Annotated in this window: 10 protein-coding genes; 8 read left to right on the forward strand and 2 right to left on the reverse strand. The window is 36.8% G+C overall.

The genetic code is table 11. The annotated features are described in order from the left end of the window. The first annotated feature begins 35 nt into the window (after nucleotides 1-35). From RDN22_RS06590 to whiA, 7 genes are all read left to right on the forward strand, one after another. The gene (locus tag RDN22_RS06590; protein WP_308556872.1) at nucleotides 36-1,760 is read left to right on the forward strand and encodes a phospho-sugar mutase; all 1,725 of its coding nucleotides are present in this window, start codon (nucleotides 36-38) and stop codon (nucleotides 1,758-1,760) included. 101 nt (nucleotides 1,761-1,861) lie between these two features. Continuing rightward, nucleotides 1,862-3,910 carry an excinuclease ABC subunit UvrB gene (gene uvrB, locus RDN22_RS06595; protein WP_308556874.1) on the forward strand — a complete coding sequence of 683 codons (2,049 nt, stop codon included), beginning with the start codon at nucleotides 1,862-1,864 and terminating at the stop codon, nucleotides 3,908-3,910. Next, nucleotides 3,900-6,740, forward strand: coding sequence for an excinuclease ABC subunit UvrA (gene uvrA / locus RDN22_RS06600; protein WP_308556876.1), 2,841 nt, complete (start codon nucleotides 3,900-3,902; stop codon nucleotides 6,738-6,740). Before uvrB ends, uvrA begins: the two co-directional genes overlap by 11 nt. A 67-nt stretch (nucleotides 6,741-6,807) precedes the next feature. Continuing rightward, nucleotides 6,808-7,350 (forward strand): DUF308 domain-containing protein, encoded by a 543-nt coding sequence (locus RDN22_RS06605; protein ID WP_308556878.1) that lies wholly within the window; start codon nucleotides 6,808-6,810, stop codon nucleotides 7,348-7,350. Between the two features lie 89 nt (nucleotides 7,351-7,439). After that, a complete protein-coding gene (gene rapZ / locus RDN22_RS06610; RefSeq protein WP_308556880.1) occupies nucleotides 7,440-8,321 on the forward strand; it encodes an RNase adapter RapZ in 882 nt (293 codons plus the stop codon). 9 nt (nucleotides 8,322-8,330) lie between these two features. Next, entirely contained in the window at nucleotides 8,331-9,368 is a 1,038-nt protein-coding gene (locus tag RDN22_RS06615) for a YvcK family protein (RefSeq protein WP_308556882.1), read from the forward strand. After that, entirely contained in the window at nucleotides 9,368-10,303 is a 936-nt protein-coding gene (whiA, locus tag RDN22_RS06620; RefSeq protein ID WP_308556884.1) for a DNA-binding protein WhiA, read from the forward strand. The genes RDN22_RS06615 and whiA overlap by 1 nt, the downstream gene beginning before the upstream one ends. A gap of 54 nt (nucleotides 10,304-10,357) precedes the next feature. Here whiA and clpP read toward each other — a convergent pair whose 3' ends face one another. Beyond that, nucleotides 10,358-10,942 (reverse strand): ATP-dependent Clp endopeptidase proteolytic subunit ClpP, encoded by a 585-nt coding sequence (gene clpP / locus RDN22_RS06625; protein ID WP_005718663.1) that lies wholly within the window; start codon nucleotides 10,940-10,942, stop codon nucleotides 10,358-10,360. A 187-nt stretch (nucleotides 10,943-11,129) separates the two neighbouring features. Between clpP and RDN22_RS06630 the strand changes: the two genes are divergently transcribed. Then, nucleotides 11,130-12,761: an SH3-like domain-containing protein gene (locus tag RDN22_RS06630; RefSeq protein WP_308556890.1), complete on the forward strand. Its 1,632-nt coding sequence runs from the start codon at nucleotides 11,130-11,132 to the stop codon at nucleotides 12,759-12,761. Nucleotides 12,762-12,823: 62 nt separating this feature from the next. Here the strand turns inward: RDN22_RS06630 and RDN22_RS06635 are convergent, their stop codons facing one another. After that, entirely contained in the window at nucleotides 12,824-14,251 is a 1,428-nt protein-coding gene (locus tag RDN22_RS06635) for an amino acid permease (RefSeq protein WP_308556892.1), read from the reverse strand. Nucleotides 14,252-14,480 lie beyond the last annotated feature (229 nt).

The raw sequence follows: 14,480 nt of genomic DNA on the forward strand, positions 1-14,480 counted from the left end.
CATCAATTACGTAAGTTTAATGAATAGAGGTCAAAATGGACGCTAAAGAAATTTATGAAGAATGGCAAAATGCTACTAATTTACCTGATTATTTAAAAGATCAATTAAATGAATTGGGTAAAGATGATAAATGGATTGAAGATGCCTTTGGTCAAGATATTAATTTTGGTACCGCGGGGATGCGTGGACGCCTTGAACCAGGTACTAATAGAATCAACTTATTCACTGTAGGCCGAGTTACTGAAGGTCTTGCTCGTTTAATTGAAGAAAATGGTGAAGAAGCTAAGAACCGCGGTGTAGCAATTTCTTTTGATTCAAGATATCACTCAAGAGAATTTGCAGAACATGCAGCAAGAGTACTTGGTGCACATGGTATTCATGTTTACTTGTTTGATGATTTAAGACCAACTCCAGAATTATCATATGCAGTTCGTCATTTGCACACTTTTGCAGGGATTAACATTACTGCTTCTCACAATGCTAAGCAATACAATGGTTACAAGGTTTATGGTGAAGATGGTGCTCAAATGGCACCAGAAAATGCCGATCGTTTGTTTAGCTACGCTCAAAAAGTAACTGATATTTTTGGTGTTAAAGCTGCACCAGTTAAAGAACTTCGTGCAAACGGCACTTTGCAATTAATTGGTGAAGATGTAGACGAAGACTACTTAAACGAATTAAAGCAAGTTACTGTTGACCCAGAAATGGTTAAGGCAAATGCTGATAAGTTAAAGATTATCTACACTCCACTTCATGGTACTGGTAAGATGCTTTACGATCGTGCCTTTAGACAAGGTGGATTTGATAATGTGATTCCTGTTCCAAGTCAATCAATTATTGATCCAGAATTTCCAACAACTATTAAGCCTAACCCAGAATACCGTGATGTTTTTGAACCAGGCTTCAAGTTGGCAGACAAGGTTAATGCTAATGTAATCATTGCAACTGACCCAGACGCAGATAGAATGGGTGCAGCTGTGAGAACTTCTAATGGTGACTTCCAAGTATTAACTGGAAATCAAATTGCAACTCTTATGGCATATTACTTACTTGCTCACCTTAAAGAAAATGGTAAGTTGAGTAGTGATTATGAAATTGTTACTTCAGTAGTTTCAAGTGCTTTGCCATTTAAGATTGCTGAAGACTTCGGCATTAAAACTAAGCATGTTTTAACTGGTTTTAAGTACATCGGTGAAGAAGTTGACCGTATGAATAAAGCTGGGGATGCTAAGTTCTTAATGGGCTTTGAAGAAAGTTATGGTTACTTATTCAAACCATTTGCTCGTGATAAGGATGCTATGCAAGGTGCATTGATGTTTGCAGAAGTTGCTAGCTACTATGCTTCACGTGGCATGACCGTATTTGATGGCTTACAAGAAATTTGGAAGAAGTATGGTGTTGCTTACGAAATTACCAAGGCCATTGAAATGCCAGGTATCGGCGGTCAAAAGAAAATGGCAGCACTCATGAGCAAGTTACGCGATGAACACTTAACTGAAATTAATGGTCACAAGGTGCTTAAGATTCAAGACTTCTTGAAGAAAGAAACAATTGAAAATGGCAAGGCTACTCCACTTGAAGGCTTCCCAGAATCAAATGTTTTGAAGTACTTCTTAGATGATGAAACTTGGGTTGCACTTCGTCCATCAGGTACAGAACCAGTTATTAAAGCTTATGTTGGTGTAAATAAGAAGGATATTGAAACTGCAGAAAAGGCAGCTCAAGATTATCAAAAGGCTTTGGCTGAACTTCTTAAATAATTAAGCATATTTTGTGCGAAAGCACGTTCGCGGTAGTAAAATATAAATACTAATTGAAAAGTTGGGCAATCACGTCCAACTTTTTTCTTGAGGAGAAATTTATGATTAAACGACAAAAAGACCGCAAATTTGAGTTAGTATCTAAATTTAAACCTGCTGGAGATCAAGAACAAGCGATTGATAAATTGACCGCTGGTTTTAAAAAAGGCTATAAAGAACAAATTCTAGAAGGGGCAACTGGTACTGGTAAAACTTTTACAATGGCCAATATTATTGCCAAACTTAATAAACCTACTTTAGTAATTACTCATAATAAGACTTTGGTAGGACAACTTTACGGAGAATTTAAGGGCTTTTTCCCGCACAATGCCGTTGAATATTTCGTATCTTATTATGATTACTACCAACCAGAAGCTTACGTGCCACAATCTGATACTTATATTGAAAAAGATTCCGCAATCAATGATGAAATCGATCAGTTGCGTCACGCAACTACTTCAGCTTTGATGGAGCGGAATGACGTAATTGTTGTAGCTTCAGTTTCATGTATTTATGGTTTGGGTGATCCTAAAGAATATGCTCGCAGTGTGTTGATGATTCATGAAGGTCAAGAATATGAACGCAATACACTATTGCGTGACTTGGTCAACTTGCAATATGACCGTAACGATATTGACTTTCAACGTGGACGCTTTCGTGTTCGCGGTGATGTAGTTGAAATTTTCCCTGCCGGCAACTCTGAACATGCTTATCGAATTGAATTCTTTGGTGATGAAATCGATCGTATTGTTGAAGTTGATTCATTAACTGGTGAAGTTATTGGTGAGCGTGAAAGTATTTCACTATTCCCAGCTACACACTTCATGACTAATGATGAACAAATGAGACGAGCACTTAAGGCAATTTCTAAGGAAATGAAAGTGCAAGTTAAGAAGTTCGAAGGCGAAGGAAAGCTACTTGAAGCTGAGAGAATTAAGCAAAGAACAACTTATGATATGGAAATGATGGGAGAAGTCGGTTATACCAATGGTATTGAAAACTATTCTCGTCATATGGAAGGTAGAAAAGCCGGCGAACCTCCATACACTTTGCTCGATTTCTTCCCAGATGATTTCTTGATTTTAATTGACGAATCTCACGCGACTATGCCAGAAATTCGTGCGATGTATAATGGTGACCGTAATCGTAAAAAGACTTTGATTGATTATGGTTTCCGTTTGCCATCAGCTTTGGATAACCGTCCACTTAAATTATCTGAGTTTGAAAAGCATGTAAATCAAATTTTATATGTATCTGCTACTCCTGGTGATTATGAGCTTGAAAGAACCGATCATAAGGTAGAACAAATCATTCGTCCAACGGGTCTGCTTGATCCTAAGATTGAAGTAAGGCCGATTGAGGGACAAATTGATGATTTAGTTGGTGAAATTAATAAACGAATTGATCGAAATGAGCGTGTTTTCGTTACAACTTTGACCAAAAAGATGGCTGAAGATTTAACGGATTACTTAAAAGACTTAGGAATAAAAGTCCGCTATTTGCACTCAGATATTAAAACTCTAGAAAGAATGCAAATTTTGCGTGATCTGCGACTCGGCAAGTTTGACGTTTTGATAGGAATTAACCTTTTGCGTGAAGGAATCGATGTGCCAGAAGTTTCATTGGTAGCAATTTTGGATGCAGATAAGGAAGGCTTTTTGCGTGCATATAGACCTCTTGTTCAGACAATGGGACGTGCTGCTCGTAACGCAAATGGTGAGGTAATTATGTATGCTGATACGATTACTGATTCAATGAAAGCGGCGATTAAGGCAACTAAGAGACGGCGTAAAATTCAGGAAGAGTTTAATAAAGAACATGGTATTACGCCTAAAACAATTATTAAACCAATCCAAGATGTCATTTCAGTTACCAAGCCTGCAGGAGATGCTAAGGAAGAGAAGTCTGATAGCTTTGCTGATTTGAACTTTGATGAGTTAACAGCTAAGCAAAAGAAGACAATGATTAAGAACTTGCAAGAGCAGATGAAGGAAGCTGCTAAGAAGCTTGACTTCGAAGAGGCAGCCAACTTGCGGGATGCAATTATGGAATTGCAGTCAACATCAAGAAAGCCAAAGACAAGAAAAGGGAAGAATTTTAATGGTAAATGATAAAATTGTTATTCGTGGTGCACGCGAACATAATTTAAAAGATATTAATTTGACTATTCCTAAGGACAAATTGGTTGTAATCACTGGTTTATCTGGTTCTGGTAAAAGTTCTTTAGCTTTTGATACATTGTATGCTGAAGGAAGACGCCGTTATGTTCAATCATTATCTAGTTATGCTAGACAGTTTTTAGGACAAATGGATAAGCCGGATGTTGACTCAATTGACGGCTTAAATCCAGCTATTTCAATTGATCAAAAGACTACTTCACATAACCCCCGTTCAACTGTGGGAACAGTTACTGAAATTAATGATTATTTACGTCTTCTTTGGGCTAGAGTAGGACACCCAATTTGTCCTAATGATGGCACTTTAATCGAAAGACAATCTGTTGATCAGATGGTTGATCGAATTATGGAACTGCCTGAAAGAACTAAGATTCAATTATTAGCTCCAGTAGTTCGCGCCAAGCGTGGTGAACACAAAGAAGTATTCAAACGTGTTCAACGTGCAGGTTATGTACGTGTAATAGTTGATGGCGAAATGCATGAAATTGGCGAAGAATTTAATCTGGAAAAAAATAAACGTCATTCAATCGATATTGTGGTTGACCGTTTAATTGTTAAAGACAGTATTAAGTCTCGTTTATTTGATTCAGTTGAAGCCGCATTACGTTTGTCAGATGGTTACATGAACGTCGACGTTATTGGCGGCAAAATGCTGAACTTTTCTGAATACTATGCTTGTCCTAAGTGTGGTTTTACAGTTGGTGAAATGGAACCAAGACTGTTTTCATTTAATGCTCCATTTGGTGCTTGTCCAGACTGTGATGGTTTAGGAGTTAAGCTTGCCGTAGATGAAGATTTAGTTGTTCCAGATAAAAGTTTAACTTTGGCAGAAGGTGCACTAGCTCCATGGAAGACATCAAACTATTATTCTGAAATGCTTGAGCAAGCTTGCGATGCATTAAATATCCCAATGGATAAGCCATTTAATAAATTGACTAAGCGCCAAAGAGATATTATTTTGCATGGTTCTACTAAGCCAGTGAAATTCCATGTTACTGGCGACTTCGGTGTTAATGACACCACTCAACCATTTGAAGGCGTAATGACTAATGTTGAGCGTCGTTATAAGCGTCCAATGTCCAAGTTTATGCGTGATGTGATGGGCAAGTACATGACAGAATTAACATGTGCTACTTGTCACGGCAAACGTCTTAATGAAAAAGCATTGGCTGTTAAGGTAATGGGAAAAGATATTGCCGAAGCATCTGATCTATCAATTAACAAGGTATTGGATTTCTTTAAGAGCGTTAAACTTAGTGAGCAAGAAACCGTCATTGCTAAGCCAATTTTGAAGGAAGTAAAAGATCGTCTTTCATTCTTAGACAGTGTTGGACTTGATTATTTAACACTTTCTCGTTCAGCTAATACTTTGTCCGGTGGTGAAGCTCAGAGAATTCGTTTGGCTACGCAAATTGGTTCTAATTTGTCTGGTGTAATGTATGTATTGGATGAACCATCAATTGGGTTGCACCAACGTGACAATGATCGTTTGATTGCATCACTTAAGCGTATGCGTGATTTAGGCAATTCATTGATCGTAGTTGAACACGATGATGAAACTATGCGCCAAGCTGATTACTTGGTCGATATGGGACCTGGAGCTGGTGTATATGGCGGTAAAGTTATGGCACAAGGTACACCAGAAGAAGTAGAAAAGAATCCCAATTCATTAACGGGTCAATATCTTTCTGGTAAAAAGTTTGTTCCAGTACCGTTGAAGCGGCGTAAAGGTAATGGAAAAGCAATTACAATTACTGGAGCACAAGAAAACAATTTAAAGAATATCGATGTCAGTTTCCCACTGGGCAAATTCATTGTAGTTAGTGGCGTATCAGGTTCTGGTAAGTCTACTCTGGTTAACATGATTTTGAAGCGAGCTTTGGCACAAAAGTTGAACAATAATTCAACTAAGCCAGGTAAGTACAAGTCAATTCGCGGCTACAAGAATATTGAAAAGATTATTGATATTGATCAAAGCCCAATTGGTCGAACTCCTCGTAGTAACCCCGCTACATATACTAGTGTATTTGATGATATTAGAACGCTTTTTGCACAAACTAACGAAGCAAAAATGCGTGGTTATACCAAGGCGCGTTTCTCATTTAATGTAAAAGGCGGACGCTGCGAAGCTTGTCACGGCGACGGGATTATTAAAATTGAGATGAACTTCTTACCAGATGTCTATGTACCTTGTGAAGTATGTCATGGCAGTAGATATAATTCTGAAACACTTGAAGTAACTTATCGTGGTAAAAATATCGCTCAAGTATTGGACATGACCATTAATGAGGCATGCAAGTTCTTTGAGAATATTCCAAAGATTCAACGTAAGTTGCAAACTATTGTTGATGTAGGACTTGGCTATGTTAAATTAGGTCAATCTGCTACGACACTTTCTGGTGGTGAAGCTCAAAGAATGAAATTAGCCGCAGAGTTGCAAAAATTATCTACTGGTAAAAACTTCTACATTCTTGATGAACCAACTACTGGTTTGCATACTGACGATATTAAACGTCTATTAGAAGTATTGCAGCGTTTAGTTGATGAAGGAAACACTGTTTTAATTATTGAACATAATCTCGATGTGATTAAGAATGCCGATTGGTTAATTGATTTAGGCCCAGAGGGCGGAGATGGCGGCGGTCAAGTTGTGGCTACTGGCACACCAGAAGAAGTTGCTCAAGTTAAAGAAAGTTACACTGGTCAATATCTCAAGCCAGTTTTAGAGCGTGATACTAAGTTGACCAAAGAGGCAAAAAAATAGATTGAAAATCAAGAGTTTTTATTATTTCTGAATAAGTGTAAAATAGCACCAAGGAGGAAATAGTAAGATGGATATTTTTTCTAGTTCTAGAGATAATCGCGGATTTGATTGGGGTGCCTTTATTGCAGGAGTATTAATGGTAATTGTTTCATTTGTACTTCTTAGACACCCAGCTAAAGGTTTACATGCATTCGTATTAATTTTTGGTGTTTTGTCAATTTTGCAAGGTTTAGTATGGTTAGCTGGTTATTCTCGCTTCCGTGCATTCTTTGCACGTAGTTGGGTAGCACTTATTTCAGGTGTTTTGGACATTATCGTAGGTATTTTGTTCTTATGCTCATATGATATAGGTGGTTTAACCATTGCATACTTGTTTGCAATTTGGTTTTTTGTAGACTCAGTTGTAGGTATTGCCTTTTCATGGCACTTGCGTGATTTCTCAGCTGGCTACTTCATTTTTAACTTGGTTTTGAATATTATCAGTTTAATCATTGCAATTTGCTTGATCTTTAACCCAGTTTTAGCAGCTTTAAGTTTAGTATGGTTAGTTGCTTTCTGGCTCTTAGTATTTGGAATCAACGAAATTGTACTTGCATTCATGCACCGTTAATATTTAAAGAAGCCGTAAGGCTTCTTTTTTTTGCTGTCAAAATGAAACGCCCGGGTGTATGATATAATTTATGCAAGGAGGAACTAACGATGGCTGATGAGAAGAAACAATTATTAATTGTCACAGGGATGAGTGGAGCAGGAAAAACTGTTGTTGCTCATGACCTTGAAGATATGGGCTATTTTGTAGTCGATAATCTTCCTCCTACACTGCTAGGAAGTTTTTGGGATTTAATTAATAATTCTAATGATTTCCATAAAGTGGCAGTAGTAATTGATTTACGAGTAAAAAGTTTTTACACAGATTTATTAGATGAAGTTAATTCATTAGAAGATAATGGTAACGTACAAGCAACCACTCTTTTCTTGGATGCTTCAGACGATGTTTTAGTAGCTAGATACAAGGAAACAAGACGTTTGCCACCATTAGCTAATAATGGTAAAGGACGCTTGCTTGATGGTATTCAAGAAGAACGCCATATTTTGACCCCAATTAAAAATCGTTCTAACTACATCATTGATACTTCTAAATTGTCTACTAAGGAATTAAAGAAGAAGTTAATTAATACTTTTAGTGATCGCAAGCGGCAACCATTTTCAATTGAAGTGATGTCATTTGGTTTTAAGTATGGGATGCCAATTGATGCGGATATTGTAATGGATGTGCGTTTTTTGCCTAACCCATTCTATATTCCAGAACTTCGTCCATTTACGGGCTTAGACAAGCGTGTCTTTGATTATGTAATGAATAAAAAGGAGACACAGGTCTTCTATCATAAATTATTAGACTTGCTTGAAACGGCTATTCCTGGCTATATCAAAGAAGGAAAAGAGAAATTAACCATCGCTATTGGATGTACTGGTGGTCAACACCGTAGTGTATCAATTGCTCAACAACTGGCTCGTGATTTATCTAAGAAGTATCCAGTCGATATCACTCACCGTGAAGTGAGCCGCTATATTAGAAAGTAAGGTATAACGATGTCATATGGAGAAACAAGAATCGTGCGCGTTATTAAGGGCAGACGTCCACGAATAGTCGTAATCGGTGGGGGAACTGGCCTTCCGGTTATTTTAAATGCCTTAAAGGATCAAAATGCAGAAATTACTGCGATCGTTACAGTTTCTGATGATGGTGGTTCATCGGGATCAATTCGAAACTTTATTAACGTTGTTCCACCTGGTGACATTAGAAACGTTTTAGTTTCCTTAAGTGATTTGCCACAAGAAGAAAAGGATATTTTCCAATATCGTTTTGATTCTTCAGATGCATTTTTCTCAGGTCATGCGATTGGTAATTTAATTATTGCCACATTAAATGAAATGAACGGAAATATTTTTGACGCTGTTCAATCTTTGTCTAAAATGATGCGAGTAGATGGACACGTCTTTCCTGCATCAAACGAGCCATTGACCTTAAATGCGGAATTTATCGATGGCACAACTGAAGCTGGTGAAACAGAAATTACTTCTAAGGATAAGCGAATTAAGCGAGTATGGGTTACTGATTCTGATTCAGATGATGAACCTAAGGCAATGTTGCCAGTACTTGCTTCAATTATGCAGGCCGATGCCGTTGTTTTGGGCCCAGGTAGTTTGTTTACTTCAATTTTGCCTAACCTAATGATTTCTAACTTGGGTCAAGCAGTACGTGAGACTGAAGCTGAAGTTATTTATATTTGTAATATTATGACGCAACGTGGTGAAACTGATCACTTTAGTGACGCAGAACACGTAGAAGTAATCAATAATCACTTGGGCGGCCATTATATCAATACTGCTTTGGTTAATGGCGCCAAAATTGATATGAGTAAATTCCATCCGGAAGATTATGATGCTTATCTTGAACCTGTAAAAAATGATTTTGAAGGCTTGAGAGCACAAGATTGTCGTGTAATTACTGATGATTTTATCGATCAACGACATGGATTAGTTTTCCATGATGGTAAAAAGGTAGCAAAGGAAATTATTAATTTGGCATTTGAAGCAATGTCACGAAAGAGAATGAAGGAAAATTAATGGCTAGTTATGCTAGTGAGGTCAAAAAGGAGCTAACTTCGCTTGAGGTGCACCCAGAGCACGCCAAAGCAGAGTTAGCTGCTTTTTTGCGGATGAATGGAGTTCTTAATCTTCATGATCATCAATTTAGTTTAGATATTACAACAGAAAATCCTGCGATTGCGCGGCGTATTTTTAAATTAATTAAAACTGCATATGGCATTGAACCCTTATTGATTGTTTCGCGTAAAATGAAATTGAAGAAAAATAATCAATACTTGGTTCGCCTTAATCAAAAAGTACAAGAAGTTTTAGAGAACTTGCAGATTTGGGATCCTGAAAAAGGTTTAGTAACTGGGATTCCTGAACGAATTCAAAAGTCGCGTGAAGGCGCAATGTCTTATTTACGTGGTGCTTTTTTAGCAGGAGGAAGCGTTAATAATCCTGAGACCAGTCGCTATCATTTAGAAATTTATTCAACTTATGAAGACCATAATGAAGATTTGGCTAAAATAATGAATGAATACTTCTATTTGAATGCCAAAATGACTAAAAGAAGAAGAGGCTATATTGTTTATCTCAAAGAAGCTGAAAAGATTGGTGACTTTTTGCATATAGTTGGTGCGTTAAATGCTATGCTCAACTTCGAAGATTTGCGAATTATGCGTGACATGCGTAATTCAGTTAATCGCTTAGTTAATTGCGACACTGCTAATATGAAAAAGACGGCTTCAGCTTCAGCCAAGCAAGTTGAAGATATTCAAACAATTCAAGCGGAAAAAGGCTTGGATGATTTATCTGAAAAATTGCAAGTTTTGGCTCGCTTTAGATTAGCTCATCCTGAACTTACTTTAAAAGAAGTAGCTGATCAAATTCCTGATGGTCCTATTTCAAAGTCAGGGGTAAATCACCGTTTTAAGAAATTACATGAAATTGCTGAAAATTTAAGAGCATAGAAAAAAGAGATCACTTTGATTAAAGTGATCTCTTTTTGCGTAATCAGTTAATGATTACTTCTTCTTGTTAACCATGATTTCGTCAATTAAGCCGTATTCCTTAGCTTCTTCAGCAGTTAAGTAGTTATCACGTTCAGTATCCTTTTGGATCTTTTCCAAAGGTTGACCGGTAGTTTCGTGTAAGATTTCGTTAATCTTCTTACGACTCTTTAAAATTTCGTTAGCTGCAATTTGAATATCGGTTTGTTGACCTTGAGCACCACCTAAAGGTTGGTGAATAAGAACCGTTGAGTTAGGAAGTGCGAAACGCTTGCCCTTGGTACCGCTGGTTAAAAGAATGGAAGCCATTGAAGCAGCCATACCAATTGCAATAGTGGAAACGTCTGACTTAATAAAGTTCATTGTGTCCATAATGGCAAGACCAGAGGTAATAACACCACCAGGAGAGTTGATGTAAAGTGAAATATCCTTAGTGTTGTCTTGAGCATCTAAGAAGAGCAATTGAGCAATGATTGAATTGGCCATTTGGTCATTAATTTCACCACTCAGCATAATAATTCTGTCTTTAAGTAAACGTGAGTAAATATCGTAAGCACGTTCGCCACGAGCAGTTTGTTCAATAACTGTAGGTACTAGCATATATTTGCCTCCTAAATTTTCGTTATATTAATTAGCACTCATTCAAGTACAGTGCTAATTAAATCACTTCGTAATAAAAGTGTCAAATAATGAGTCTTACTTGTATTGAAAATGTATTTTTGCAAGTTAATCTTATATATTATAATAACAATGTAAAACAAAAATTATGTAATATCGGAGGATAGGCTTGAAATATACAAGTAAAATTTTAACTGCTACATCGGCTGTAGCACTTAGTGTAGGTTTATTGATGGGCTATGCTAAACCTGTTTCTGCTGCTGACGCAAACTCAACTAGCAAGACAACAGACAATAATGCAAAGACCAGTGATAGTAAAAAAGGACCAGTTCAAACTAGTACTTCTTACGATTTGATGGTTAAAGTTGGTAGTGGTAAGCACTACAATGTTTACAAAAAGATCAGTAATGGTAAGCCTTCTGGCAAGATTGCTGACGCAAGCGACTACCAATATGCACATATTCAATCAGATCAAAGTATTAAAACTAGAGATAATGGTACTTATTGGCGTATTTATGTAGACGGCCGTAAGGTTGGTTATGTAAACCAAAACTATTTCACTAGAAATACAATTGCTGTTCCTAAGACTGTAAGTTTGGTTAGAAACAGTAATTATGTGTTTGATCCTAGTGATGCCATTAGCTACGTAACTAATGATTTGGGTACTGTAATTGACAATCAGGATGTAGATATTTCTGAAGATGGCATCGATTGTACTGATCCAGGCACTTATAACGTTAAGTATAGCTATGGTAATGTTAAAGTTACAGTTAAGATTACTGTTAGAAAGAGTACCAAGGAAGGTATTGCTGACGCAAACAAGGTTCAAGCAAAGCCATTTAATGAAAATTTGAAGTCTTGGAAGACTTATTACGGTAGTTCTGCTAACTATATAAATAAGACTGATTTTGCTCCAGATAAATCTAGACATACTTATGATAGTGACAGTGGAAACCTAACTTTTAGAACTCGATATTTTCAGCCGGTTTTATTAAGTGTTGCTAGAGATATTAAAGATGATGACTACATTAACCGTGTGGGTCACATTCCAGAAGGTATTACTATGTCTGACGGCTGGCTTTATACTAGTTTGCTCAGCAGTACTACTATTAGTAATGGTCACATTGTAGGTTATAACTTGAATAAGCTAACCAATGCATTCAATGGTCAATACTTGCTTAACATGTCACAAAAAAATTTTAACTCTTATGTTAAGAATATTAAGGTAAGTCCAAGTATTCCAACTGGTCATGGTCAAGCTATGGGTTCTACAGATAAGTACATCTATGTATTAAATAATAATAATAAAATTTCATACAAGAGTAATTTGTCAACAGAATTGATTCAAATCCGTAAGAGTGATATGTGTATCAACAAGATTTGGACTATTAAATGCTGGAATGGTAGTGACTCAGAAGGTCGTTACTTCCAAAACGGTGTAATTGTAAATGATCACAAGATGTACACCACTACTTACAACAAGGATGACGATCAAACTGAATACTGGGAATTTAACCGTAAAGGCGACAACTGGTACCCAACTATTTTAGGTGCAACTAAGACTGGTATTGTTTCAAATACTTATACTCAAGGTTTCACTTATGATCCTAAGAACAACAACTTCTACCTTGCATTTAATGACGTAATTGCTAAGATTGCTAAAAATGGTGAAGTTAAGGATACTTACCAATTCCACACAGGTCGTGAAATTGAAGGTATTGCAGTAGCTAATAACAGACTTTACACTAACTTAGCACAACGTGCAGAGTTACTTGAAAGTAAACAAACATTGACTAAATAATAATTTAGGCATAAAGAAAGAGCGATGAATTTAATCATCGCTCTTTTTTTATAGTTTTTTAACTACTTAGCATCTTGATATTTCTTAATTGCTGGAAGAATTAAGCCTAATGCAATCAAAATAATTGGAGTCAAGATGTTTAACAATAATGTGAATGGGTCTGGTGAGTAAATACCGAAGATACAGCAAGCTGCAGTAACTAAGAAACACCAGATACCAGCAGTATAGGCTAATCCTTGACTCTTAGTCATTTGGTAAGTAGTCTCGAATTTTTCTTGGTGCTTTCTTAAAGCAATGTAAGCTGCAAATACCCAAAGGTAACGAAGTGGCATTGTAGTTGAGTTTAACTTAACTAATTGAGCCATAACAGCTTGAGCATTTGGAACAAGTGCTTGGATTGCAATTAAACCACCTGATAAAATGACAACCATCCAAATACCGTTGATGTAAGCTCCGTGCTTATTAAGTTTAAGCAAGCCTTTTGGAATAAACGCTTTAGCTTCTTTACTACCTAAAAGCATTCTAAGTGGAGCATCGATACTAATTACCAAAGTTGAGAATTGGCCGATTACGTTACACCATGAATAAATGTACATGAATAAACCACCAACATGGTAATATTCGCCAAGCTTTTGGAAGGCCATGTAAGCACCGTTTGAAATGTATTCATTAAGGTTAGCGTTAACTACCTTAGGATCAAACATAAGTGCCATAGCGAAAGTTCCCAAAATTGCTGAAACCATAACCATAATAGCAAGGGCCATCATTGCCTTAGGAAAGTTCTTTGATGGATCTTTAACCTTATTTACATAAGGAGAGATCTTTTCACAACCACCAACAGCAAATACTAAAATTGAAAGTGAAGTAAAGTATTTAACATTAAATGTTGGCATCAAGTTCTTCCAATTAAAGTTAATGCTGTAGAAACCAGCATGTGGGTTAATTGCTGGAGCTGCAAACATCATGATAATGAATAAAATTGACATGATGAACATTGAAGAACCAGCAACAGTTGCTAAACCTTTCAAAACTGGAATACCGCGACTGGCAACCCAGCAGAAGAATAGGAATACAACTAAAGTGGCGAATTGAGTCCAAGCAGTAGGTAAACCATCGTACCAGCGAGTATTACCAAAAATACCCCAAGCCATGGCTCTCAAACCACCAGTACCTTTACTTGAAATGTAAACAACGTGGCAAGCCCAATAAGTCCAACCAGCATAATATGCCCATTTGGCACCCATTGTAGCGTTAACCCAAGATGAAACCCCACCTTCAGCATTTTTGAAAGTGGCACCTAATTCACCAACCATCAGTGCATAAGGAACAAAGTAGAGAAGGAACATTACGACCCAACTGAAGATGACCTTTGTTCCGTCAAAGTAGACATAACCGTTAACAACGTTACCAAATCCCCACACGGTGGAGAATGCCATCATTGCTAGGGTTGTCCACATCATCTTTTTGGGATTACTTTGTGATTCAGTCATAAACTATCTCCCTATATTACTAAAATATTTATGTGAACTTTCTAATTATATAACAATAGCGGTTCCAAGAAATCTGTGTTAATACTACTCTCATAAGAATTTAACGCCATATTTTTAAAAGTATGAAGTCAACAAAGAGGATTTTGGTAAATATTATTTTTAATATTGAAAACAAAACATTCTAAGCTTAATAGTGAATTGATTATCCGACGGGATAGTCGATTCACTA

The organism is uncultured Lactobacillus sp., assembly GCF_902491705.1.
GTDB lineage: Bacteria > Bacillota > Bacilli > Lactobacillales > Lactobacillaceae > Lactobacillus.

What these genes read in the sequence shown, in the direction of transcription:
- RDN22_RS06635 (WP_308556892.1), bottom strand. Translation starts at nt 14,251, where the DNA reads ATGACTGAATCACAAAGTAATCCCAAAAAGATGATGTGGACAACCCTA.
- uvrB (WP_308556874.1), top strand. Translation starts at nt 1,862, where the DNA reads ATGATTAAACGACAAAAAGACCGCAAATTTGAGTTAGTATCTAAATTT.
- RDN22_RS06590 (WP_308556872.1), top strand. Translation starts at nt 36, where the DNA reads ATGGACGCTAAAGAAATTTATGAAGAATGGCAAAATGCTACTAATTTA.
- RDN22_RS06615 (WP_308556882.1), top strand. Translation starts at nt 8,331, where the DNA reads ATGTCATATGGAGAAACAAGAATCGTGCGCGTTATTAAGGGCAGACGT.
- RDN22_RS06605 (WP_308556878.1), top strand. Translation starts at nt 6,808, where the DNA reads ATGGATATTTTTTCTAGTTCTAGAGATAATCGCGGATTTGATTGGGGT.
- uvrA (WP_308556876.1), top strand. Translation starts at nt 3,900, where the DNA reads ATGGTAAATGATAAAATTGTTATTCGTGGTGCACGCGAACATAATTTA.
- clpP (WP_005718663.1), bottom strand. Translation starts at nt 10,942, where the DNA reads ATGCTAGTACCTACAGTTATTGAACAAACTGCTCGTGGCGAACGTGCT.
- whiA (WP_308556884.1), top strand. Translation starts at nt 9,368, where the DNA reads ATGGCTAGTTATGCTAGTGAGGTCAAAAAGGAGCTAACTTCGCTTGAG.
- rapZ (WP_308556880.1), top strand. Translation starts at nt 7,440, where the DNA reads ATGGCTGATGAGAAGAAACAATTATTAATTGTCACAGGGATGAGTGGA.